At 38.7% G+C, this 24198-nt stretch carries 20 protein-coding genes; 6 read left to right on the top strand and 14 right to left on the bottom strand.

What is annotated here, in order from left to right:
- Positions 1 to 172 precede the first annotated feature (172 nt).
- Positions 173 to 1936, top strand: coding sequence for an AMP-dependent synthetase/ligase (locus tag ACK8HY_RS08825; RefSeq protein WP_416133381.1), 1764 nt, complete (start codon positions 173 to 175; stop codon positions 1934 to 1936).
- A gap of 234 nt (positions 1937 to 2170) precedes the next feature.
- Here ACK8HY_RS08825 and rlmB read toward each other — a convergent pair whose 3' ends face one another.
- Together rlmB and ACK8HY_RS08835 are read right to left on the bottom strand one after the other, a co-directional pair.
- On the bottom strand, positions 2171 to 2962 hold the full coding sequence (gene rlmB / locus ACK8HY_RS08830; protein ID WP_077438364.1) for a 23S rRNA (guanosine(2251)-2'-O)-methyltransferase RlmB: 792 nt from the start codon (positions 2960 to 2962) through the stop codon (positions 2171 to 2173).
- A 77-nt stretch (positions 2963 to 3039) separates the two neighbouring features.
- Complete coding sequence (locus tag ACK8HY_RS08835) at positions 3040 to 4896, bottom strand: DNA polymerase III subunit gamma/tau (RefSeq protein WP_416133382.1); 1857 nt, start codon at positions 4894 to 4896, stop codon at positions 3040 to 3042.
- A gap of 286 nt (positions 4897 to 5182) precedes the next feature.
- Between ACK8HY_RS08835 and ACK8HY_RS08840 the strand changes: the two genes are divergently transcribed.
- On the top strand, positions 5183 to 6385 hold the full coding sequence (locus ACK8HY_RS08840) for a hypothetical protein (protein ID WP_416133383.1): 1203 nt from the start codon (positions 5183 to 5185) through the stop codon (positions 6383 to 6385).
- Positions 6386 to 6490: 105 nt separating this feature from the next.
- Here the strand turns inward: ACK8HY_RS08840 and ACK8HY_RS08845 are convergent, their stop codons facing one another.
- The 3 genes from ACK8HY_RS08845 to ACK8HY_RS08855 form a co-directional block, all read right to left on the bottom strand.
- Positions 6491 to 6925, bottom strand: coding sequence for a hypothetical protein (locus ACK8HY_RS08845; protein WP_077438366.1), 435 nt, complete (start codon positions 6923 to 6925; stop codon positions 6491 to 6493).
- Positions 6926 to 7036: 111 nt separating this feature from the next.
- Positions 7037 to 8494, bottom strand: a complete 1458-nt coding sequence (locus tag ACK8HY_RS08850; RefSeq protein WP_416133384.1) for a hypothetical protein — start codon at positions 8492 to 8494, stop codon at positions 7037 to 7039.
- Between the two features lie 157 nt (positions 8495 to 8651).
- Positions 8652 to 11453: a TonB-dependent receptor domain-containing protein gene (locus ACK8HY_RS08855; protein WP_416133385.1), complete on the bottom strand. Its 2802-nt coding sequence runs from the start codon at positions 11451 to 11453 to the stop codon at positions 8652 to 8654.
- 407 nt (positions 11454 to 11860) lie between these two features.
- Here ACK8HY_RS08855 and ACK8HY_RS08860 point away from each other — a divergent pair, with 407 nt between their 5' ends.
- From ACK8HY_RS08860 to ACK8HY_RS08870, 3 genes are all read left to right on the top strand, one after another.
- On the top strand, positions 11861 to 12502 hold the full coding sequence (locus ACK8HY_RS08860) for an ABC transporter ATP-binding protein (RefSeq protein WP_077438369.1): 642 nt from the start codon (positions 11861 to 11863) through the stop codon (positions 12500 to 12502).
- 47 nt (positions 12503 to 12549) lie between these two features.
- Positions 12550 to 13941 carry an ABC transporter permease gene (locus ACK8HY_RS08865; RefSeq protein ID WP_416133386.1) on the top strand — a complete coding sequence of 464 codons (1392 nt, stop codon included), beginning with the start codon at positions 12550 to 12552 and terminating at the stop codon, positions 13939 to 13941.
- A 183-nt stretch (positions 13942 to 14124) separates the two neighbouring features.
- Entirely contained in the window at positions 14125 to 14601 is a 477-nt protein-coding gene (locus ACK8HY_RS08870; protein WP_416133387.1) for a hypothetical protein, read from the top strand.
- A gap of 80 nt (positions 14602 to 14681) precedes the next feature.
- Here the strand turns inward: ACK8HY_RS08870 and ACK8HY_RS08875 are convergent, their stop codons facing one another.
- From ACK8HY_RS08875 to ACK8HY_RS08915, 9 genes are all read right to left on the bottom strand, one after another.
- On the bottom strand, positions 14682 to 15395 hold the full coding sequence (locus ACK8HY_RS08875; protein WP_416133388.1) for a 16S rRNA (uracil(1498)-N(3))-methyltransferase: 714 nt from the start codon (positions 15393 to 15395) through the stop codon (positions 14682 to 14684).
- Positions 15396 to 15413: 18 nt separating this feature from the next.
- Complete coding sequence (locus ACK8HY_RS08880) at positions 15414 to 16727, bottom strand: hemolysin family protein (protein WP_077438373.1); 1314 nt, start codon at positions 16725 to 16727, stop codon at positions 15414 to 15416.
- 8 nt (positions 16728 to 16735) lie between these two features.
- Positions 16736 to 17278 (bottom strand): inorganic diphosphatase, encoded by a 543-nt coding sequence (locus ACK8HY_RS08885; RefSeq protein WP_077438374.1) that lies wholly within the window; start codon positions 17276 to 17278, stop codon positions 16736 to 16738.
- A 7-nt stretch (positions 17279 to 17285) separates the two neighbouring features.
- Positions 17286 to 17936: a DedA family protein gene (locus ACK8HY_RS08890; RefSeq protein ID WP_077438375.1), complete on the bottom strand. Its 651-nt coding sequence runs from the start codon at positions 17934 to 17936 to the stop codon at positions 17286 to 17288.
- 139 nt (positions 17937 to 18075) lie between these two features.
- Positions 18076 to 18492: an HIT family protein gene (locus ACK8HY_RS08895; protein WP_416133389.1), complete on the bottom strand. Its 417-nt coding sequence runs from the start codon at positions 18490 to 18492 to the stop codon at positions 18076 to 18078.
- A 283-nt stretch (positions 18493 to 18775) separates the two neighbouring features.
- Positions 18776 to 19249: a transcription elongation factor GreA gene (gene greA / locus ACK8HY_RS08900; protein ID WP_077438377.1), complete on the bottom strand. Its 474-nt coding sequence runs from the start codon at positions 19247 to 19249 to the stop codon at positions 18776 to 18778.
- 143 nt (positions 19250 to 19392) lie between these two features.
- The gene (locus tag ACK8HY_RS08905; protein ID WP_077438378.1) at positions 19393 to 20091 is read right to left on the bottom strand and encodes a response regulator transcription factor; all 699 of its coding nucleotides are present in this window, start codon (positions 20089 to 20091) and stop codon (positions 19393 to 19395) included.
- 101 nt (positions 20092 to 20192) lie between these two features.
- Positions 20193 to 21851 carry a sensor histidine kinase gene (locus ACK8HY_RS08910; protein WP_077438379.1) on the bottom strand — a complete coding sequence of 553 codons (1659 nt, stop codon included), beginning with the start codon at positions 21849 to 21851 and terminating at the stop codon, positions 20193 to 20195.
- Between the two features lie 9 nt (positions 21852 to 21860).
- On the bottom strand, positions 21861 to 23747 hold the full coding sequence (locus ACK8HY_RS08915; RefSeq protein ID WP_416133390.1) for a prolyl oligopeptidase family serine peptidase: 1887 nt from the start codon (positions 23745 to 23747) through the stop codon (positions 21861 to 21863).
- Positions 23748 to 23885: 138 nt separating this feature from the next.
- On the opposite strand from ACK8HY_RS08915, the gene ACK8HY_RS08920 reads away from it, so the two are divergent.
- Positions 23886 to 24176, top strand: coding sequence for a DUF4286 family protein (locus ACK8HY_RS08920; protein ID WP_077438381.1), 291 nt, complete (start codon positions 23886 to 23888; stop codon positions 24174 to 24176).
- Positions 24177 to 24198 lie beyond the last annotated feature (22 nt).

The following is a 24198-nucleotide window of genomic DNA, read 5'->3' on the forward strand; positions in this document are numbered from 1 at the left end:
AGCCTCTGCTTTGTAGATCAGGGTCTTTTTCATTTATAAGACTTCCCATAGGCATACGCCCCGAATAGCCAAGCCGTCCATGTCAAAACACCTATCTAATTTCATTTTTCACAGGCTATAATCTCCTCAAAAAAGCGTAAATTAGCTTAATTACACGAACTGGATTTCCACCATGCCAACAGCAACGAGATTATTTGATTTAGCCTATTTGCAACAAGAAACTGCACCTGGCTTTCCGATGTTTTCCTACAAAGACGGAACAAACTGGGTAGCGGTAAGCAATACAGAATTTATTGAACGGACCAATCGGGTATCCAAAGGTTTAATTGCTCTCGGCATCCAGCCGGGTGAAAAGATTGCTTTAATCAGTGAAAACCGTATCGAATGGAATATTCTTGATTTTGCGATCCAACAGATTGGTGCTGTTGTCGTCGCGATTTACCCCAATATTTCTGAATCCGATTATAGCTATATATTCAACCATGCCGAGATTAAAAACTGTATCGTAAGTTCCAAAAAATTGTACGGCAAGATTACTTCGATCAAGGGATTATGTCCACTATTGGAACATATTTTCACCCTAGATAAAGAAGACGATTTACCACATTGGCAGCATTTTGTGACCATGGGCGATTCCATAACTGATGAGCAGCTTCAGCAGCTGCAAAATGCGGTCAACGCCGACTCCCTTGCCTCGATCATTTATACATCGGGCACAACCGGCAATCCAAAAGGTGTCATGCTGACTCACCGTAATCTATTGGCCGATACCATGAGCAGTGAATATTCTTTTCCTGTAGTACGCGGAGACCGTGCGCTCTCCTTTCTACCGGTTTGCCATGCCTATGAACGCGTATTCCAATATGTTTATATGTATAAGGGATTGACCATCTTTTTCGCCCAGTCAATGGATAGTATTGGAGAAGATTTCAGATCAGTCCGCCCGCATATCTTTTCTGCTGTGCCGCGTGTACTTGAAAAAGTGTATGAAAAAATTATTGCGACAGGTGAAAAGCTCACCGGATTAAAGCGTAGGATATTCTTTTGGTCTCTTCGTGTCGGTGAACAATACACATTGGAAAACCGCTCTTGGTGGTATGCTATCAAATTAAGTATCGCACGAAAGTTAGTCTTTTCAAAATGGCGGGAAGCATTGGGTGGCGACATCAAAGGGATTGCATCTGGCAGCGCGGCTTTACAGGAAAGATTAACGCGTCTGTATATGGCAGCCGGAATACCTATTTATGAAGGCTATGGGCTGACCGAAGCTGGGCCCTGTATTGCGGTAAACTGTTTTAAAAGAGGAATGAAAATAGGCACAGTGGGCCTTCCGTTGATCAATATCGAGATCAAACTTGCCGAAGATGGAGAGATCTTAACCAAAGGCGACAACAATATGATCGGCTACTACAAAAATGAGGAAGCTACCGCTGAAGTGCTCAAAGATGGCTGGTTATATACCGGAGATATCGGCCAATGGATTGACGATAAATTTCTCAAAATAATCGACCGCAAGAAAGAGATGTTCAAGACATCCGGCGGGAAATATATTGTCCCACAACAGTTGGAATCCAAAATTGTGGAATCTTCCCTTATCGAGCAGGTCATGGTGATTGGCGAGTCCCGAAAATTCCCCGCAGCTTTAATTGTACCAAACTATGCCAATCTTTTGGACTGGAGCAAAAATTCCGCACCCTCATTGGCAAAACTACCCAAAATAGAATTTTTGAAAAGCCCCGAAGTCAAACAACAGATTGAGTCCGAACTCAATCGCATCAATCAAAATTTTGGCAATTGGGAACAGATCAAAAAATTTGCGATTATTCCGAACGAAATGACGATAGAAACAGGTGAATTAACCCCTACCTTAAAAATGAAACGGAAAATCATTCTTCAGAAATATGAAAAAGAAGTTGAGGCGATCTACACTGCTTAACGAGATAGAAAAAACAACCTATTTCTCAGGATCATACAACAAAGCATATAAGATTTCAGTAAGTGGATCGGATACCTTTATCTGTACATTGAAACAAGGATCCACAAGGTTCGTATTAAATTGAGCCAACTCCTCTTGCTTAAATATTAGATTAAAATCAAGAAGATCGAAGTTCAAAAAAAATAGCCTTTGTCAGGGAGACAAAGGCTATGTTATATTACATATTTTCTATTCTTACGACTTCTTAGGCAGACGTTGACGAATTGCCTCATAAATCACAACGGCAGCTGATACAGACACGTTAAGGGAGCCTATTTCACCATACATTGGTATCTTGGCAAGATTATCCGCGATACGGATCAAATCATTTGATACACCTACATCTTCAGCGCCCATAATGACACAGGTAGGTGCTGTATAATCCACGTCATAGATACTCGAAGTTGTTTTTTCTGTACTAACAACCAATTGTACTCCTGAATCTATCAGAAATTTACCCACTTTTGAAAGGCTATCATGACGGCAGACCGGAATCTTGTACAATGCACCAGCTGATGTTTTAATTGCATCCGGATTTACCTCTGCGGATCCTTTTTTAGGGACAATGATTGCATGTACACCTGAACACTCAGCAGTACGCGCAATAGCCCCCAGATTACGCACATCGGTCACCCCGTCTAACATCAAAAGTAAAGGTGTTTCGCCCTTTTCATAGATCTGTGGGAGGAGCTCTTCAATATTCTGATAGGTAATTGGTGAAATAACAGCAATGACCCCTTGATGGTTTTTCCGTGTGATACGGTTTAATTTCTCAATGGGCACCTGCTGAAAAGCAATGTTATGCTCTTTCAGTAAGGATTTCAGTTCTAAAATCAAACTACCGCTTAATCCGCGTTGTACAAATAACGATTCAATCTCTTTACCACTATCGATCGCTTCGATGACGGCCCGGATACCGAATACCATCTGATTTACCTCACGTCTTTCGCCCTGATCGCGATCACGTCGCTGAAAATTTCCTTGCATCATAAAACTAAATATTACCTTCCAAAATAGAAGAGATTGCAAAGGTACAAAAATTAACAGGAATTAGAATGGCCGATTTAGCTTAAACCCAAGTTAAACTCCTTCCGCAAAGTATCTAAAAGCGGATTTTTACTGACCATTGCCTGGTACTTCTCCTGCGAAGTATAGGGTTTGCGTGAAACCGTAAATTCCATCATCACACCTTGTAGATCCAGCGCAAAATTTTGCAACTTTACCCGAAGGTAATTCAAGACATCCACTTTCGCGCTTTGCAGTACATCCATCTGCACAGCATTCTCGACATCAATCTCGATGAGGGTGCCATTCAACCGCGGTTGAGTAGCAGTCATCATCGTATACAGGTTAATTTTATTTTCGGCCTTCAACTGCTCAGCATAAGCATTCCAAATGGCTATAAATTGATTAAAGCTTACCTCACGCTGTTCGGTCCCCCTTATTAATTCAGGTTCATCGCCCTCTTTGGCAACCGAATTATTGTCATAAATCGTGTTCAGATCCGGTAATGATGGAATAATTGCTGAAGCTGAGGCTCCCCATCCGCCTTTTTTTACTTTTGGAGGCACATTTGAAACAACATCATTTTTCACCTCAGGCTTGACCACCGAAGGCTGAGAACTGGAAACTGGATTTTGTGGATTGGAAGCTGGTACTGCTGTCAATACCGTTGATGTTGGTACCGCATTTTGCACTGCATTTCCCGAAAGGGCTGACGTAGAAGAACTTTCTTTCGGTTGCGGGATTACTGGCTCAGGAAGTTTTTTTTTTACTCCTTCAGCAGCTGAAGGAATCTGTACAGAACCAAGCTGGCTTAACTTAATGGCACTTGCAATGTGACACATTTTCAACAAAGCAAGTTCCACTTGTAAACGTTGGTTTTTGCTTGTCTTGTAGTTTATTTCACACTGATTTGAGATATTCAACGCTGACAATAAAAATCCCGAAGAGGCCTTCTGTGATTGCTGTAAATATTTCTGACGTATGCTATCACTAACTTCCAATAATTTTAATGTGGCAGGTTCCCTTGCTACCAACAAATTGCGAAAATGAGCCGACAAACCGGCAATGAAATGACTTCCATCGAAGCCATGGTTTAAAATCTCATTAAATGTCAAAAGCGTTTGCGCAGCATCCTCAGCCAGGATCGCATCCGTTAGCTTAAAATAGTAATCGTAATCCAGAATATTCAGATTATCGATAACCGCCTGATAGGTTACGTTTTTATTTGAGAAACTGACAATTTGATCAAACATGGACAAGGCGTCACGAAGACCACCGTCGGCCTTTTGCGCAATGATATGTAGACCATCCTGATCATAAGCAATCGCTTCACGATCCGCTATTCTGGCTAGATGGCCCGCCATGTCCTCCACTTTTATGCGATTAAAATCAAAAATCTGACAACGTGAAAGAATCGTCGGCAGAATCTTATGTTTCTCCGTTGTTGCCAGGATAAAAATCGCATAAGAAGGTGGTTCTTCCAATGTTTTCAGAAAGGCATTGAAAGCAGCCTGCGAGAGCATGTGCACCTCATCGATGATATAGATCTTATACTTTCCAGCCTGAGGGGGTATACGGACCTGATCAATCAAATTACGGATATCGTCTACCGAGTTGTTAGATGCAGCATCAAGTTCATGAATACTAAATGAATTTCCGTTTTGAAAAGATTTACAGCTGTCACATTCACCACATGGCTCAGTACCGGGCAAGATCTGCTCACAATTTATCGTTTTGGCCAAAATACGGGCACAAGTAGTTTTACCAACACCACGTGGCCCACAGAATAAAAATGCTTGCGCCAACTGATTGTTGTGAATTGCATTTTTTAAGGTACCTGTAATGTGTTGCTGACCTACAACCGAATCAAAGGTAATCGGGCGGTATTTACGTGCAGAAACAATAAAATTATCCATTGCACGAAGATACGGATTTTAAAAAATAAAACAGAGATTCTGAAACCTAAAAATCAAAGTCGGCACGTCCAATTCTCATCGCTCCGCTATTTGGAAGATAAACAAAGGAACGCAAATGCATCACTAATTTGCAGTAGAGTTCCGATTAAAACTGAAGTAGATACACATAAAAGGCGAATGATGTCGAGAAGACTGTAATCGCAAAAACATTTTTCTCAAATCCCTATAAAAAGCGATTATAATTTGTTAAATTTATATTACAATAATGTTATTAAATTGTTAAGAATTGAAGATCAAAGGATGCCATATTGCTTTTTTAACCATTTTATACTGGTTAGCCTGCAGTCTCTCAACTGCTAAAGCACAGCGTCATGATTTTGATTTTTATGATGGAAGAGTTTCGATTAACGTTCCGCCATCCTTCAATATTCCCTTCAATGACAGTTTAACAGGAGCTCGTGTACAGGAGTTCTACCAAGCTGCTGATCAGACAGAATACCATGATCTGGTAAATAGTTTGCTGGAATACAAAGATAAACAACACCTCAACGACTGGGTATATTATCAGCTTGTACGTCGCACGGCCCAACAGATTGCGCCAAAAGCAGAGAACTATGCACGCTATACACTTTACAAATGGTTTCTAATGTGCAAATCTGGATATGATGCCCGTTTGGCTGTAGGAAATAACCAGATTATCTTTTTCATTCAAAACAACGAAGATATTTCCGACATTCCTTTTTTTGACGTTGACGGTAAAAAGTATACCTGCTTGAATTTTCATGATTACGGAAAACTATTTCAACGTGCAGACACCTATATCCCCGTAAAGATTAAAGTACCGGAAGCCACACATGATTTTAGCTATAAAATCACAAAGCTCCCCGATTTTGTACCTGCAAACTACATCGAAAAACAAATTGCATTCAAATATGGCCACAAGGCCTATCACTTTAATGTTAAGTTGAACAATGAAGTCAGCGACCTTTTTAAAAACTACCCGGGTGTCGATTTCGAGACCTATTTCAATATCCCATTAAGTAAGGAAACTTATCAATCCCTGGTTCCTGCACTCAAAGAAAATCTAAAAGGGAAGAAAGAAAAAGAAGGCGTAGATTATTTAATGCGGTTTACACGCTACGCTTTTCTGTACGAAAATGATGAAGAGAATTTTGGAACGGAAAAACGGCTATCTCCAGAACAGACCTTATTAAATAAATATAGTGATTGCGATGATCGTGCAGCGCTGTTCTTTTATCTCGTCAAAGAGATTTACAATCTCCCGATGATTACGCTGCTTTACCCTACGCATATCACCATGGCCGTTCAATTCGAACAGCCCATTGGTGACGACGCTATTTTATATAATGGAAAGTACTATTCAGTCTGCGAACCTACACCACAGGCTCAAAGTCTGGCGATAGGCCAACTGTCTGATGAACTAAAAAAACAATCTTACCAGATTGTATATCACTATGAGCCAAGGTAAAATGCTGTTCCAAAAGCTACCGACAATTTTAATTTATAGCAAGAGATAAAGATTATACCTACTCTATGTTTTTAAGCTGATCAAACACGACGACTCATTTTCCCATCAATAAAGTGTACCGATAAGTTTCAATAGGTCAGCATACTTCCCATCTGTACGATGAGCGGCAATAGTAATTGTATTTTCTCTGCCTTTGTATTTTAATGTAATCACATAATCCGTTCCATCCACACAGCGCGCGCATTCCTCAATTTTAGCATCCATTAATTTATAGGCATCGATATAGTTGGACAACTGTTCAAATGTGACATCACTTGTTTTATAAACTTTATCTTTTGGGGCTTCCGGAACAATGCTTTTTGGATATCTAATTTCTGTTTTATTTTTGTCAATAATGATATTTACAACGTCGCCCCAACCAGATACCCCTTTTATTTCTACTTGAGGTCCAGCAAGTTCAGGATCAGTTTTGTCATCAGATTTCTTGCACCCTAAAAATAGGAAGATACTTAACACAAATAAATAGATCGCTTTTTTCATAATTTAAAGTTTATATTATTTGACTATATAACGAAATATTCGCATAAAATGCGACAAAAAAAATCCTGCTATAAGCAGGATTTTTCTAAAAGTTCATGGATGTTATATAATTTATTTAACTTGACCCGGAGTTGTATATGCCAAAGTTTGTGGATCATAATGAGCCCAACCTTTTGTCCAATCTTCCGCACCAAAAGCACCTCTAAAAGTTACTTTCTTAAAGAAGCTATCTGAAAGTTTAGCATGCGTAAAATCTGCTCCTGTAGCGGCTACCGAGTTATCAAGAAGTGCAAAATCAGGAGTACCGCTACTGTTCGAAATATCCTTAGCAAAAAGATAAGGAGCTTTATACAAGGCAGCTGCAAATTGTTTACCATCAAACACATTATTAGTTTTTAGAAGAGTTTCAAGCTGTGCGCTCAATGATCCGCCAACAGGGCTGATTTTAAAATCTACAAGGTTGCCGTAAAACAAATTGTTCGCAAAGACCGATTCTTTGGCAATAATATTCTTCGCTGTTGCTTCTGGCGTTTCGACTTTAGTATCATCAACGTGAATACCTGCTAGTCTGAAGCCAGTGATCACAGAGTTTAATACTGAAATAGAGGAGTTTCTACGGATATGAATACCATGTTGATTATTTTCAGCAATAGAGTTTTTCTCTGTCTGTTTTGGACCTAATATAGTGACATTTGAAAAAACACCTGATGTTTTAGGAGTAACATTCTTTCCATCTGCATTGTTATCAGATTCAAAGCCATTTGAGCCAGATACATCAGCAAGAGAAGGAACTCGTTGAGCAACTGCAAATTGAACTTTACCAGAATAGCCAAAATCAGTATCAAAATCATCATCCCAAGTACCAACTGTAACAAGGTGTGATGCATTAACTGTACCACCGAACCATTCAAAGGCATCATCACCGGAACGATAGACCTGTATATAATCTAATGTTGTCCCACTACCTACACCAGCTAATGTTAAACCATTAATTTCATTATCCGGCGAGAACATAACTCCTGGAAACTCTATACGTACATATTTCATTATCCCAGAATTATCTGCGGCCTCTGTACCTCCATAATAGATATAATCTTTTTCATTTTTACCCGCTGGAGCATTCAAACCGCCCTCAATTTTAGCTTCGCCCGCATTTACTGGAGCTTTCCCTAAAATAATTACTCCGCCCCAATCCCCTTTATCACGGGCACCAGCAGGCAATGCTGATGTAAATACAATAGGTTTCTCAACAGTTCCCTCAGCTTTGATTTTCGCGCCTCTGGTTATTGTTAAAGTTCCTTTTGAAGCTTTATCACCCTTAATAATAGTTCCGGGTTCAATGGTTAGAGTGGCACCATTGCTTACAAAAACAAACCCTTTTAATAAATAGATTTTATCAGCTGACCAAGTTGTATTTGATGTAATTTCTCCAGAGACAACAACGACATCTTTATCCACGGGGTTCGTTGGAGTTTCAGTATCATTACCATCATCTGTAATTTTAGTTTCTTTACAAGCTCCGGCAAATAATAAAGCTGCTAAGGAGAAAAATAAAAATCTTTTTTTCATTGGGATAATTTTTTTTATCGGCAACAGACCTACCGTCTGTTTATTTCGTGTTGTTGAATAGATGCTGTAGCCGATTTGTTAAGTTTTATTTTGTTAATCAAAGGACTTAATTTGTTTTAACTTCAAGATTAAGACTGTATTAAATATTTGTTACCTATTAAAAAGTATAATTAAATGATAATGAATAGTTTGCACCCATTTTATATTTATAAAGAGTTTCATTTGGTTTATTTTGCGCTTTATTATCAAAATAAACATTCACAGCATTGTTCAAAATATCACCAGCGTTAAATTTGATCTCACCTTTCTTATTTAATACTTTATAACCTATCTGGGCATCCAATACGTTGCGAGGTGCTTCATACGCGCTGGTGAATCGAATACTTCCAGCCTGAGCTATCCGCTTTCCGACACGATTATACAGGATATTGATACTCAATTTATTATCCAAGGCAGTATGTTGTAAACCGGCATTAATAACATAAGGAGATTGGCCTACCATTGGTCTGGTTTTCTCAATATAGTCCTGATCAGTTGGATTTTCTACTTTTGAATGAACTACAGACAAATTCAGGTAAGCGATTGTATTTTTAAAGAAGTCATTATCCACAACAAAGCTTAAGTTTTTACGTGCCTCCAGCTCGACTCCATATAAAGTTGCTTTTGGTGTGTTGAAATATGACACATCAACTGTCGAATTAACATCATAACGCAATGGTTCGATTGCATCCGTAAATTGTTTATAAAAAGCAGAAACTGACAATATTTCTCCAGCAGTAGGATAAACCTCAAATCGTAAATCCGCATTGTTAATAGAACTTCTCTTTAGATTCACGTTACCCGAAACCATTCCTAAATTTTCGTAATCATAAAACTGAAAAGGAGCTAACTCTCTCAGTTCGGGGCGTGCCAAAGTACGATAGTACGAGGCTCTCAAATTCATCTTGGAATCTATGCTATAAGTGAAATTAACGGAAGGCAATAAATCAAATTTCTTATCACTAACAACCTCTCTAATCTTATTTTGATTATCAACATCGTTTGAATTGATTTTCACATCATAATTTTCAACGCGCAATCCATAAACTACCCTAAACTTATCATCAAATTTCTGATCTAGCATTGCGTAACCAAAAGAAGTCAGTGAATTCGCATTGTATAAGTCACCGCTACCAACGATTTCATTGAATTTATAATAATTTTTATTGATCAAATCTATTGAAAACAATTGATCTGGAGGTAAAGCGGTAACTCTTCTGATCTCATCAGGATCTACAGTCAATGCATTGATCTCGGCACCAACAAAACGTGCATCAAAATTACGTTTACGATATTGCGCACCGCCGCCAAATTTCACTGTAGAAGGAGCATCTAAAAAACTCATTGGTCTTGCATAGCCTGCTTCTCCCGAAAATATATTTTCATTCATCTCTGAAAATACCCGCGCATTATTCTTTCCTATACCGGAAACATCCGCTAAGTAAGGGGTAGCTGGGTTCGTCTCATCAATATCGCGTTTGTAGTTGATCTTAGTCTGATTTGGTTGGCTATTACCTATATTACTCCAAGAAGCTGTCCATTTCAACTTATCATTTTTATCGCTTAAAACGTGCTCTCCTTCTATCGTGGATTTAAACAGTGATTTTTGCAAAATGTCATAGGCAAAGAACTTATTGTCAGATAATTTAGATGCATCCGTTCCTCGACGTTCTAGATAGTTATTGTCGTATGTACGATTATATAAGTTCTTCCATGTAATTTTATTTTTTCCGAACGAATAAGCGAAATTCGCTAACGCACCTAAGTTCGTTGAAAACTTATACACATTATCGCTAAAGTCGTATTGATACCATTCACGTTTAAGATCTAATAAGGTATTTTGGGAATTTCTATAATTCACAGAGAACAGAGCACCAAAACGGTTGTTATTTTCATATTGTTTTACCTTTCCTAAGGAAAACTGATAGGTTTGAGAAGGTAAAGCCGACTTATTCTGTACCGCATAGTCGTTAGGCAATGATTTTAAAACCAAACGATTCCATTTCCCTGATAACCCAGCCTGAATCTCCTCCCTCGCAGGGAAATTCTTAGCAAGTTTGTTAGAACCATCATCAAAACCCAGATAATTTTGAGTATTCTTTTTAGTTTGTAAGAAATCCTTGAATGTAGAAGCTGTATTGTAACCATATCCCACACCAAAGGATACGAAATCCTTGTCTGGAATATCCTTTGTTGTGATCTGAACCGCACCACCCGCAAAATCCGCTGGAAGATCTGGTGTCGCAGTTTTTGAAATTGTAATCTTATCAATTAAATTTGACGGAATAATATCAAACGAAAATGCGCGACGGTTAGCTTCTGTACTCGGCAACACTGAACCATCCATCATAGCCACATTATATCGATCACTAAGCCCCCTTACAATCACAAACTTATTGTCCTGAATAGTGGTTCCACTTACACGACGTAGAGCCTCAGAGGTATTTTTGTCCGGTGATCTTCTAATTTGCTCACTTGAGATACCATCAGAAATCAATGCGCTATTTTTTTGCTGTGCATATAATGCACCAATAGATTCCTTCTTAAAAGAACCTGTAATCACAACTTGATCTAACATCTTACCTTCCGAATTATCAAGGACAATATCCAAATTGGTCATGTCATTCGCTTTGATCTCAACTTCAGTAATTTGTTTCGTAGCGTAACCGATATAAGCGTACTCGACAGTATATTTTCCAGCAGGCAAAGCAGGAATACTATACTTACCAGAAACATCTGAGCTTCCGCCTCTAGAAGTTCCAATAACACGAATAGTTACCCCCGTAATCGTTTCTCCTGTTTTGCTATTTGTAATAGTCCCCATTAACTTCCCGCTGCTCTGTGCATAAACTGTTGTTGACGCAGCTACGACGAACGTAATGGCAGCAGCGATTCTTTTAAGTTGTAATTGTGGTTCCAATTTATTTTGTTTTTTGTTTCTGCAAAGCTATTGGCGGAATATTATATTAACATTAACAACGAATTACCATTACGTAAACCACTTGTTAATTTAATGTTACCTTGTAAATTCTAACTTAAAACCCTAGATAAAATCCCGCTTGAAGCAGTATTTTGAGCGATTATTCAATTTTTCGATGAGACGATATTAATGAAGTGTAATAAAATTATTAAGTCGAAAAGTTATTAACATATTAAGGTCAGTTTTAGGTTTTAGTACATTTACTTATGCATATCATTGTAATTCGATAAGAACAGGATATTCGTTCATATTATTGTTTAGAAGAAAGGTCGACCTTATTATTGCAATAATATTGCATATGCAAAGCAATTTCTCTAAGTTTGAATATATTTTCAATATTTGAGCATATGAGCAATCCGATCGTATCTACTGAACAGCTAACGTTCCGATATACCCATGCGAAAAGCATCGAATTTCCGGACATCTATATCGAGAAAGGACAACATACCCTATTATTGGGTGATTCAGGCACAGGTAAAACGACTTTGTTGAATATGCTTGGCGGTCTATCCAGACCTGAAACAGGACATGTTAAAATCAATGACCAGGATCTTTCCCTATTATCTAACAGCAAGCTCGACAGGTTCAGGTCGCAATACATTGGTTTTATCTTCCAGGAAGCTCATCTTCTCAAAAATTTAACCCTACTGGAAAACATCAAATTGGCTCAATCCCTCGCAGGAAAAAATGTAGCTGTGGATGAGATCCACCAAGTATTGAAACAGCTGCAATTGGATCATAAAACAGCAGCCTATCCAAATGAATTAAGCCGTGGTCAGTTACAACGCGCTGCTATTGCACGGAGCGTCATTAATAAACCGGCCCTGCTCATTGCAGATGAACCCACAGCAGCATTAGATGATAACAATACAAATCGTGTACTGGAACTCCTGTTGGGTATCGCAGATACCGCTGGCTCGACCCTATTGATCACAACACACGACAAACGGATCAAAGATCGGTTTTCGAAAATGTATCTCTTAAAATAATCGCTTACGGCCTCTTATTCATCACCCTCTTAGATTTAAAATTTGTTATGAACACGATACAGTTGGTTTGGAAAAATTTAAGTAGACAATTTGGTTCTGTCTTTCTGAGTATTTTACTGACAGCTTTTGGGATTTCCATTCTGGCAGTGCTTTCCATCACAGGTGAAACATTTGAAAAGCAGCTCGACAATAATAGTAAGAATATTGACCTTGTTGTCGGTGCCAAAGGTAGTCCGCTCCAATTGATCTTATCCAGTGTATACCATATCGACAATCCAACAGGAAATATACCCCTAGATGAGCTCGAACCCTTACGCCAGAATCCGCTTGTCCAATTGGCCGTACCCCTATCCCTGGGCGATAACTTTAAAGGGCATCGGATTGTGGGGACAGATTCTTCCTTTCTGGCGATTTACGATACTAAAATCCATGAGGGCCGTATCTGGCAAAAAGACTTTGAAGTCGTTATCGGTGAGCAGGTTGCTAAAAAACAGCATTTGAAAATTGGTGATCAGATCAACAGCTCACATGGCCTAAGCAAAGATGGCCATAGCCATGACGAGCACCCTTTTACGATTGTGGGCATTTTAAAGCAAAATAATAACGTAACCGACAACCTTATTTTGACCAATCTCGAGAGCGTTTGGGATGTTCATGGTATTGCCCATCATCATGCCGAACAGGAAACAGCAGCGCAAAGAGAACAACGTGAACGAGAAGAAGACCGCGAAGAAACAGTCAAAGCACACCAACATCACCATGGCGAAGACCTCGAGGAAAATTCTTCGGCTAAGGCGTTAGTTGAAGAAAAAGAACAGCACGATCACGCAGATCACGACCACGAGGAGGAAGGTGTATTTGTCAAATCTATTGGAGCAGATATGGTGAAACAAAACGGTCTGGAAATAACGGCTATCTTGATAAAATATCAGTCACCAGCCGCTATCGGCATATTGCCTAAAATGATCGACCAACAAACAGATATGCAAGCCGCCTCTCCGGCGATGGAAAGTACACGTCTGTTTTCACTCTTAGGCGTGGGAATAGATTCTTTAGCTATCCTGGCCTACATCATCATGCTCATTGCCGGGCTGAGTGTATTTATCAATCTCTACAACGCGCTGAAACAACGTAAGTATGATCTGGCCATTATGCGTACACTTGGTGCGTCCAAAAGAAAATTATTCAACATTGTTCTATTGGAAGGTCTGACTATAACGATTGTCGGTGGATTGGTGGGACTGTTATTGGCACATCTGGCATTATACTATATCAGTAACCAAACGAGCCAGAGCGCTGACTTTATCGAAGCTTTTAGGCTACATCCAAAAGAATTGGTATTTTTGCTTATCGCTTGTCTCATTGGCGTCCTCGCAGCGCTGATTCCTGCTGTGAAAGCGTACAGGACAAGTATAGCTGGTACTTTATCAAACAAATAGGACGAATGGTTAATTGGGGTAAAAAAACATAAGAATAGCGTATGCAAGATAAATCCTGGATGTGCATCGGCGAAATCTCAGCACGCAATACGTTATACTCAATACTAAAACAGATGAAACCCTTATGATTTATTCATCACCGGATAAATCTGCTAGCTTCATCACAGCTAAAAAATTAAACAGATGAAAAAAATTATCACCGCATTCTTCTTCACATTCTTCAGCATCATACAAGCACATGCGCAGATCGGTAGCAATGCCGATGTACCCGATCATACCCCCATGATGAACAAAACCTGGGATGCCATCGATAAGATGGCCTATAAAGTAACCTATAACGGCGCAAAAAAAGTCTATACTCCTTTTTATCCAAAAGAACTCAAAGCACTGGAAAACAAAGTAGTCGAGCTGCCAGGTTATATGGTTCCATTGCATAGTGGACGCAATCATAAAAACTTTATGATGTCTGTACTGCCTGTCATGCAATGTCAATTTTGTGGTTCGAATGGAATTCCACCGATGGTCGAAGTAACCTTAAAGGGGGGAGCAATTAAATTTTCCGAAGATCCTATTAAGCTTAAAGGGAAGATGGTTTTTACAAAAGATCCGCTTAAGGGAAATTCTGAAATTCAGATCGTCGATGCTGAACTCATAAAATAAGTAGATCGCCCTGTTACGCTGTGAATCTTGCCTATCCTTAGATGAGATTCACATGGATACGCCAAAAAAACAGGTTGAATTTATCGATTAAGGAGTGAGACCTCAAGACAAGCCGCCAACGCCGCTGTTTCCGTACGTAAGCGGGCATCTCCAAGCGATATGGGCTTGAAGCCTGCAGCTAGGGCTAAATCTATCTCCTCCGCTGAAAAATCACCCTCTGGACCTATCAAAATAATATAATGCTGCGCTGGCTCAACTATTTGATTTAAATATTTCTTATCGGAATCAACGCAGTGTGCAATAGCCTTTTGGGTACCATCTAACTGTATGTCCTTGAGAAACTGTTTAAACGATACTGCAGGGTTCAGGCGAGGCAAATACGCTTTTAAAGACTGCTTCATCGCTGATACAATGACCTTATTCAAACGATCCAACTTCACCTCCTTACGCTCCGAATGCTCACAGATAATAGGCGTAACCTCCTGAATTCCGATCTCAGTGGCTTTCTCCAAAAACCACTCGATACGATCGATGTTCTTAGTTGGCCCGACAGCGATATGCAAATGATAATTTGGTTGCTGGTATTTCTCCTTGACATCCAAGATGGCAAGTACGGTACGTTTGGGATGTGGATCTATAATCTCTGCTTCGTACAAGCCACCACGGCCATCTATTAAGTATAAATGATCTCCTGTATTCATACGAAGCACACGGACAGCATGCTTGCTTTCCTCCTCACTGAGAATAAAGTTTTGTAGGGAAGGATTTAATTCGGGAGTAAAAAATAACTGCATGTACTGTTCGTTATGATCTTATTCGGTGACATCGTCATCAGCGGATTCCACCAATTCCAGTTTGACAAATTCTATATTCTGTTGGGCTTTACGAATAATGGTGAATACATAACCGTATTCTTCTTTCCGCTCCCCTACTTCAGGAATTTTATCAAAGATTTCGCTGACCAATCCTGCCATTGTATCGTAATCCTGGCTTGCGGGCAACTCTATTGGAAGAAACTCATTCACATCATGAATACTCGCTCCGGCATCCACCATATACTCTGTTTCAGATATACGTTCGACAACAGGTGTTTCCTCATCGTACTCATCCTGGATCTCTCCGACCAACTCCTCCACGATATCCTCTAAGGTCGCCATCCCAGCAGTGCCACCAAATTCATCGAGGACAATAGCCAGTTGAAGACGACGTTGTTGAAACTCAGCCATCAGATCATTGATCTTTTTCGTTTCAGGAATAAAGTAGGGCTTACGCATGATATTTTTCATGACCACCTCTTTGCCTTTTGCCAAAAGAGGAAGAATATCCTTTGTATGGACAATACCCACAATCTGATCGATATTATCCTCATAGATCGGAATACGCGAATAGCCCTCTTCCGTCATCGTTTCAATCAATTCCGAAGCATCTGCTGTGACTTCAACAGCGACAATCTTAGTCCTCGGTACCATAATATTCTTTACGATACGCTCGTTAAAATCGAAGACGTTTTTAATCAACTCATGTTCGGAAATATCCAGTGCTCCGGATTCTTTTCCTTTATCCAAAAGGTATTGCAGTTCTTCAGATGAATGCGCAGACTCACCCTTGGTCACTTCGAACCCTAAAATCTTAAGCAGAAAATTTGCAAAACCGTTCAGTATCCAAATAAAGGGTCTAAAAATAAAGTAGAAAAATTGCAGTGGAACCGCAATCTTCATCGTTGTGGCAACAGGTTTTTGAATGGCTATTGACTTAGGAGCCAGTTCACCAAATACAATGTGCAACACGGTAATGATTGTAAATGCCAACACATGACCTGCGTTGGTAGCGATCTTACCTGTCAATTCAACACCAAAGAAACCTAGTGCCCCCTGCACAATCTGGGTCATTACAGCCTCTCCTACCCAACCCAAGGCCAGTGAAGAAAGTGTAATACCCAATTGTGTAGCGGCCAAATAACCATCCAAATGCTCCGTTATACTTTTGGCAATTGTAGCAACTTTGCTACCTGTTTTCGCCTGAACTTCAATTTGGGAGACTCGGACTTTGACAATAGCAAATTCAGCGGCAACGAAAAATCCGTTGGCTAATACTAAAAACAATGTCCAAAAAATATCGAGCGCCATGCTTGGGGTTATTTGTTAACAAATTCTTTCTTGTACAATTCAATAGCGTCAATCAAGATTCTTTGTGCTTCCTCACGTCCTTTGACTCCTTCTACGATAACGTGTTTCTTTTCTAGCGCTTTGTAGCTTTCAAAGAATTGTACAATTTCCTTCATGGTATGTGGTGGCAATTGATCAATGTCTTTAATGTAGTTGAATACCGGATCATTTTTGGCCACAGCAATAATTTTATCGTCTTGCTCGCCACCATCAACCATATTCATTACACCAATAACTTGCGCTTCAACCAATGTTAAAGGTAAAATATCAACCGAACAAATTACCAAAATATCCAACGGATCTTTGTCGTCGCAATAAGTCTGTGGAATAAAACCATAATTGGCTGGATAAACGACAGATGAACTCATTACTCTGTCCAAAAGCAACAAACCTGTTTCTTTGTCTAATTCGTACTTTCCTTTGGATCCGTTTGTAATCTCAATGATAGCGTTTACGGCATTTGGCACATTCTCACCTGGAGAAACCATGTGCCAAGGGTTTTGTTTACTCATTTTTATTTTACTGTATATTTTGTTTGTTTCTTTTGTCTTTTATTCGCTTTTTGAGCAAAGTAATTGCAATAGGTAAAAATGCGATCACGATCATCCCCACGACCACATATTCAACATAATGGATAATCCATGGGAACTCTATCCCCAGGAAATATCCGGAAAGAGTCAATACCAGGACCCATATTAAAGCTCCACTGACGTTAAATAAAACGAATTTTTTGAAATCTAATTTTACAACGCCCGCAAAGATAGGTGCAAAAGTACGAACTATTGGGACAAATCTACCTATAATTAATGCGGTTCCCCCATATTTATGATAAAATTCTTCTGCCATCACCACATATTTTCGCTTAAAGATGATACTATCTTTTCGCTTAAATAACATGGGACCGGCTCGATAACCAAACCAATACCCCGTAAAATTGCCCAATATACCAGCCGCCAATAGGCCCAAACAAAGTGTATAAATACTCACGTCTATCTTATTGAGCGCACAAAACAATCCTGCTAGAAATAATAAGTAATCGCCGGGCAGAAAAAAACCAAAAAACAGACCTGTTTCGGCAAATACGATTAAAATAACTAAATAAAACCCACCCGAACTCAAGAGCTCTTCAGGATTCATTAGTTGTTGAAATGACAACAAAAGTTCATGCATAACTTTCAGTAAAAATCAATGTTGTTTTCTGAATTTTAGAATCAAAGCCTACTTTTATCCCTGTATAATTTTAAAACAACAAAGTACAAATATAGTATTCTTCTAAAAAACGAAGGTAAATCATTGTAATATAATCTTGTTATTGATTCTGTGCAGTTATGCTGATAATGGACTCCCGAATTGTTTCGGCGATGTGATGAAGCTCATCTTCCTCCAGACTCAACTTAGGTCCAGCAAAATTTAGGTCACTTATTTTATTGATCGGAACAAGATGGATATGTGCATGTGCGACTTCCAGCCCCACAACAGCCACACCAACCTTAACACATGGAATTACCTTTTTTATCCCTTGTGCAACAATTTTCGCAAATACCCAAAGCGCCATGTATTCATCATCTTCGATATCGAAAATGTAATCTGTTTCTCTTTTTGGGATGACCAGTACGTGACCTTTTGCCAAAGGGCTGATATCCAAAAAGGCCAGAAAATCATTACTTTCCGCCACTTTGTAAGCTGGAATCTCTCCAGCAACGATTCTTGAAAAAATTGTTGACATATTATTCTATATTGGAATAAATTCTTTTTGTAATAAAATATTGAGATAGTAGTATTCAGTATGGAGACTTTGGCAGTGCGGCCATCAGCTGGCATATGAAAAGTCTAATGTCTAATATTTACTATCTAAACACATTCGATAAAAAACGATCATAAGTAACATACATATGATGTTCTGAACAAATATAAACAAAAAAGGTCGCGATTGCTAGAATCCGACCTTCTTAATATAAAGTTAATTTGTGGATGTGCGGTTATGGCGTACCGCACATAACCGACATATATTATCTTGAAATTTCTACAATTTCAAATTCAATCTTACCTGCAGGTACTTCGATCTCTGCCGTATCACCTTTAGACTTACCTAATAATCCCTGGGCTATAGGCGATTTAACTGAAATTTTGCCCGACTTAAGGTCCGCTTCTGATTCAGCAACCAATTGATAAGTCATCACAGCTCCATTCTTTTTATTTTTGATCTTGACAATAGACAAAGCGAGAACTTTAGACGTATCCAGTTTAGATTCATCTATCAATCGAGCTGTCGCCAAAGTATTCTCCAGATTGGCTATTTTAGCCTCATGAAGTCCCTGGGCCTCTTTAGCAGCATCATACTCCGCGTTTTCAGACAAATCACCCTTGTCTCTTGCCTCTGCAATAGCATTGGCAATTTTAGATCTTCCTTCCGTCTTCAGATAAGCTAATTCTTCTTTCAGCTTACGCAATCCTTCTTCCGTAAAATAAGTTACTTCTGCCATAATTTTATCTTTTTTCTTATTTTCTACATTTTAAAAAAGAAACAAGACCATATTACCCTCGTCGGGTAACATGGTCTTGCTTTCAATCTATACGAAGATAATAATTGTTTTCAACAAAACAAATTCTTCTCAAGCAAATATCATTAAATCTCCTCTTCGTCTACAAATTTATACCCCAATCCCCGAACTGTTTGCAAATAATGCGGTTTGTCAGGATTAGTCTCGATTTTTTTCCGCAGACGGACAACATGCATATCCAACGTACGTGTATTGACATTTGAACTATACCCCCATACCACTTCCATTAGCTCCTCCCGTGTGATCTCCCGACCCAAATTTTGGAGAAAATGCAATAAAATCCTGTTTTCCAAGATAGTTAATTCGACTTTTTTACCATCCCGTATTAATGAATGGATATTGGGATGATGCTCGGTCTGCCCAAACTTGTAGATCTCGGGACTGTTTTTAGGCAGAAAAAACTTCACCTTATTATCTATCATTGCAATCAGCACATCCATATTGAACGGCTTACTAATATAGTCCGTCACACCAAAGCTATATGCTTCAATCTTGTCCACATCCTGGGATTTTGCTGTCATCATAATAATGATATTCTCAAATCCTGCTTTACGGACATCTTCACAGATCTCGTTACCTTCTTTTCCAGGGAGCATCCAATCTAAAAGGACCACATCAGGCCTTTTTTCCAAGATTAAACTTTCTGCTTCATTCCCATTTCCGCTTTGGATGACTTGATAGCCTTCAGATTCTAATCGATGTTTTACCAAGAAACGTAAGTTCTCATCATCTTCAATAACAGCAACAGTGATGTCTTTATTCATAAGTAAATAATTTGTCTTTTAAATGTCCTATGGAATATCCAGTTTATTTTTACAAGTCTTGCTTTTTCTAAACACGAATATTTCATAGCTGAATTTATTCTTTAAACCGGAAATACCAACGTGAAGGTAGTGCCCTGTCCCAATTGACTTTTTACGGTAATGTCACCACCAATAAACTCGGTGATTTCCTTACAGAACGCCAAACCTAAACCAATACTTCCTTGCTGATTATATTGACTTTTTATTCTATAAAACTTTTTGAAGATATTGTTAAACTCCGCCTTTTCAATCCCAATCCCCTCATCCTTAAAAGTGATAACAAAATTCTTCTTATTTTGTTGTATTGTAATATCCAAGATTTTATGCCCCGCTTTCGAATACTTATAGGCATTGTCTATCATATTCTGAAACACACTGCTCAACAGTACCGGATCGGCAAGCATTGATGTCCTTACATCAATTTTTGTGCTAATTTTAAAATCAGCATATTTTATTCTCGAAGAAGCGACCAGATTTTCGGTAAACTCCTCCAGATCAACCTCCTCTTTATTTAATTTAATGGTTTTATTCTCAATTTGGCTAAAAGACAATAATTTATTCATTAAGTTATTGAGCCGATCAGCCTCCTGATCCAATATATTACCGTACATTTTCCTTTCTTCGTCAGAAAGGACCTGTGCACTCTTAATATTATTTCCCGCAATTTTTATCACGCTAACAGGTGTTTTAAATTCGTGGGTCAGATTATTAATAAAATCATATTGCAATTTAAAAAGTCTGCCGTTAATTTCTAAATTTCTATAAATTAAATATAGAATCGCTATTAAAATAATATAAATTAATGAAATCCCCCCCAATACTGGCCAAAAACTCCGATTTATTTCTTCCGAAAGAAAACTTTTACTGGACCTGAAAAGCAACTTATAATCGGCCAAAGCTCCCGGTAATGGCATTTCTGTCGAAATTTCATCATTCTCCGGTGTAATAGGAGCTCCCACTAAGGGTACAATCTCTACTTTTTCGTAAAGGTTAGCATAACTGTTTTTCACTTCCAGATACATGGGGTCAATCTGAAAGTTGAACATATCCTGTTCATAACCCACAGTATGATCCAGATTCCCCTCCATAATGGATTTATAAACAATCAGATCATTAACCCTTGGTATATTTAAATAGGTAATCTGCCCTGGCCTGATGGTATAAAATACCTTTAATATATCTTTATCTGAAAGCTTCGCATTCGCCTGCAACTTATCGATATAAGTAGCCAGTTTCACCCCTATGTTATTGATTTCCTCGGAATGCAGCGCCATTTGCCCCCGATCAAGAATGGTATTTTTATTCAATCCCGATCGCGATATTGAAAAAAAGGTAATGGTTTTGGGTTGGATCCGCAGGTTATTAACGATAAAACCATAGTTCAAATTATGATCATTGTTGAATTGCAGATCAAAAAAACCAATTTCCCGTACAAATGGATAAGAACTTAAAATACTGTATGCATATTTCCCTGCTTGCACAGAATCCAGAAAACCCTGGTAAAAAGAAACTTCAGGGATTCTATTTTGGAAAAAGTCGTTAAAAGGAATCAGCGTCTGATCAAAAATCTCAGATTTACGGTTCGTAAATTCATTCTTTATGTGAGATTCAGTATAATTTCTGGATAGAAAAAGCGCAAAAATATAAAGACCACTGATGACGATAAAAAACACCAACAATAACCCATAATTTTTTCGGTAGCTGTATTTTTCTGCTTTCATATGCTGTCTCTAGTCTACTAGATATTTTGCCAAAAACCGCTCCAGTTCATTATAATAGCCAAATACATTCTCATCTTTTTTAAAGGTTCTATCTTCATCCTCCTTCAGAAGATACTGTACAGGAATATTGTTGTTCTTTAACTTCTGAACAAATTGATTTGCATCTGTTACAGAACTAAACCGGTCCTTTCCGCCCTGAACCAATAACACGGGTATCCTTACTTTATCCGAATGGAACACCGGTGAAATATTTTTAAACAATTCCGCTTCCCGGATAGGATTGCCAACAATCTGATACATCTTCTGCACATAAGATTTGAAATAAGGTGGGATGTCCCGAAAGTAGGTGAATAGGTTCGTATATCCCGAATAAGAAACCGCGCATTTATAAAGATCCGAATTGAAACAAGCTGCGTGAAGAGCTGAATATCCCCCAAATCCTTTTCCAACAATGGCAATTCGATTCTTATCCGCTATCCCCTCCTTAATCAACCACTTCACCCCATCGGTAATGTCATCTTGAATTTTTCCGCCCCATTCTTTAAAACCCGCTGTCCAAAACTTCTTTCCGAATCCTGTTGAGCCTCTATAATTCATCTGAAAAACCAAATACCCTCTGTTTGCCAAAAATTGTGCCTCATTATCGAAGCCCCATACTTCACGACCATTAGGGCCATCGTGTGGCAATACCACCATTGGCAGATCTTTTCGATTCGAATGCACTGGGTAGGTCAGGTATCCAGATATTTCTACCCCATCCCGTGCTTTATAAGTAACAAACTCGTTGGGTGACAATTCTTTATCTTTAAGATCGGAATTATTGTCCGTTAACTTGGTTAGCTCTTTCGTAATAAAATCATAAAAATAAATTCCTCCCGGATTAACATCGGTATAAGTTTTAATGATTACTTTTTCCCCGGAAGCATCAGTATTGAGTACCTGGAATTCAAAACCATCTATTTGCTTGGACAATTCATTATATTTTTGCTTTGTTTGCTCATCGAAGAAATGTCTGTTTTGCCTTGAAGTTGTATAATTTACAAACAACAGGCGATTCAGTTCCGAGAAATAACCTCCTGGGCTTACGTCCACGGCTTTATGGCTAAACAATTCTCCCAACTCCCGTTCATCGACCAGATCATAGCTTACTAAGGCTAATTTATCACGATCGATGTTCGATAAGGCATAGATAATACGATTTGAACTATCTTTATAACCCAGCGGAGTAAAACTACTTTCTACGTCACAACGTATGATTTCCTTAAAAGGTTCTTGCTCAGAAGGGCGAAAAAGAACAGACTGCTGTACGGAATCATTGGCGATAGCCAAACGTATCTGCCCATCATTGGAAGCGATCCAGGAACTCATATTGCCTGGGTTTTGCAGGATTCGTTCACGCGGTCTACCATCCAGATAAATGCGGTATAGATCAAAAAAGGAGGAGTCCCGATCATTGATACCCGCCACAAAACTCTCCCCACCCGATGCGATCGAATGAATCCATCTAAACCGTGCACGCACAGGTTTGATTAATGCCCAGATCTTTTCGGTGTTTATATCCACAGCATACAAACGCAAACTATCCTGCGAAGATTGCTCTGTTAAAAAAGAAATTTTGGAATCATTATTCCAGGCAAAGGATTTGACGTTGATATCATTCTGATAGGTTAATTGTTTGGAGCTATCCCGATGTTTCAAATCGATCAAATAGATATTCTTACAATGATTATCCATGCCGATATAGGCAATAAACCGACCGTTGGGAGAAATCTTAAAATTTGATTTTTCAGGTGTAGAAAAGAACTGGTTGATGGGTATAGGATCAACCTTATGTTGTTGACATCCCAACATAGTCAATGCACAAAAAAATAAAACAGTCCAAAATTGCAACCTCATAATCCCAAATGCGTCCTTATCAATTAACCCAAATATTGTAATTAAATAGCAAATTGCAGTCAATGCAACCTTATTTTTACAAGATATAGTAATTAAACGTAATATTCAAAAATAGCTTATAAAACCGTACTTTTGTTTATGTTTTTATACAATGTATCTGTTATAGCAGAAGAAACGGTTCATCGTGATATCGTTTCCTGGATTCAGGATAATATCGTGCAATCCCAAAAGTTCCAAGTGCATTTTCTGGAAATGCTCCAGTCTCCCCATGAAGGGATGACTTATTGTATTCAAGTGGTTTTACCCTCAGAGGAACATATAGCAGACTTCCAGCAGGTACATTTGATCCCCTTACAACAATTCATTTCAGAGCTGTACAAGGATAAAGTTTTCCTTTTCGACAGCACCATGAAGTATTTAAAAAAATAAAGAGCTATATAGCTCTTTATTT

The organism is Sphingobacterium sp. NGMCC 1.201703 (genome assembly GCF_047784615.1).
Lineage (GTDB): Bacteria > Bacteroidota > Bacteroidia > Sphingobacteriales > Sphingobacteriaceae > Sphingobacterium.

Coding starts and splice junctions, on each gene's coding strand:
- ACK8HY_RS08915 (WP_416133390.1), bottom strand. CDS start 23,747: ATGAGGTTGCAATTTTGGACTGTTTTATTTTTTTGTGCATTGACTATG.
- ACK8HY_RS08905 (WP_077438378.1), bottom strand. CDS start 20,091: ATGAATAAAGACATCACTGTTGCTGTTATTGAAGATGATGAGAACTTA.
- rlmB (WP_077438364.1), bottom strand. CDS start 2,962: ATGCAAGGAAATTTTCAGCGACGTGATCGCGATCAGGGCGAAAGACGT.
- ACK8HY_RS08825 (WP_416133381.1), top strand. CDS start 173: ATGCCAACAGCAACGAGATTATTTGATTTAGCCTATTTGCAACAAGAA.
- ACK8HY_RS08895 (WP_416133389.1), bottom strand. CDS start 18,492: ATGTCAACAATTTTTTCAAGAATCGTTGCTGGAGAGATTCCAGCTTAC.
- ACK8HY_RS08850 (WP_416133384.1), bottom strand. CDS start 8,494: ATGAAAAAAAGATTTTTATTTTTCTCCTTAGCAGCTTTATTATTTGCC.
- ACK8HY_RS08835 (WP_416133382.1), bottom strand. CDS start 4,896: ATGGATAATTTTATTGTTTCTGCACGTAAATACCGCCCGATTACCTTT.
- ACK8HY_RS08875 (WP_416133388.1), bottom strand. CDS start 15,395: ATGCAGTTATTTTTTACTCCCGAATTAAATCCTTCCCTACAAAACTTT.
- ACK8HY_RS08860 (WP_077438369.1), top strand. CDS start 11,861: ATGAGCAATCCGATCGTATCTACTGAACAGCTAACGTTCCGATATACC.
- ACK8HY_RS08865 (WP_416133386.1), top strand. CDS start 12,550: ATGAACACGATACAGTTGGTTTGGAAAAATTTAAGTAGACAATTTGGT.
- ACK8HY_RS08910 (WP_077438379.1), bottom strand. CDS start 21,851: ATGAAAGCAGAAAAATACAGCTACCGAAAAAATTATGGGTTATTGTTG.
- ACK8HY_RS08885 (WP_077438374.1), bottom strand. CDS start 17,278: ATGAGTAAACAAAACCCTTGGCACATGGTTTCTCCAGGTGAGAATGTG.
- greA (WP_077438377.1), bottom strand. CDS start 19,249: ATGGCAGAAGTAACTTATTTTACGGAAGAAGGATTGCGTAAGCTGAAA.
- ACK8HY_RS08890 (WP_077438375.1), bottom strand. CDS start 17,936: ATGCATGAACTTTTGTTGTCATTTCAACAACTAATGAATCCTGAAGAG.
- ACK8HY_RS08880 (WP_077438373.1), bottom strand. CDS start 16,727: ATGGCGCTCGATATTTTTTGGACATTGTTTTTAGTATTAGCCAACGGA.
- ACK8HY_RS08845 (WP_077438366.1), bottom strand. CDS start 6,925: ATGAAAAAAGCGATCTATTTATTTGTGTTAAGTATCTTCCTATTTTTA.
- ACK8HY_RS08870 (WP_416133387.1), top strand. CDS start 14,125: ATGAAAAAAATTATCACCGCATTCTTCTTCACATTCTTCAGCATCATA.
- ACK8HY_RS08920 (WP_077438381.1), top strand. CDS start 23,886: ATGTTTTTATACAATGTATCTGTTATAGCAGAAGAAACGGTTCATCGT.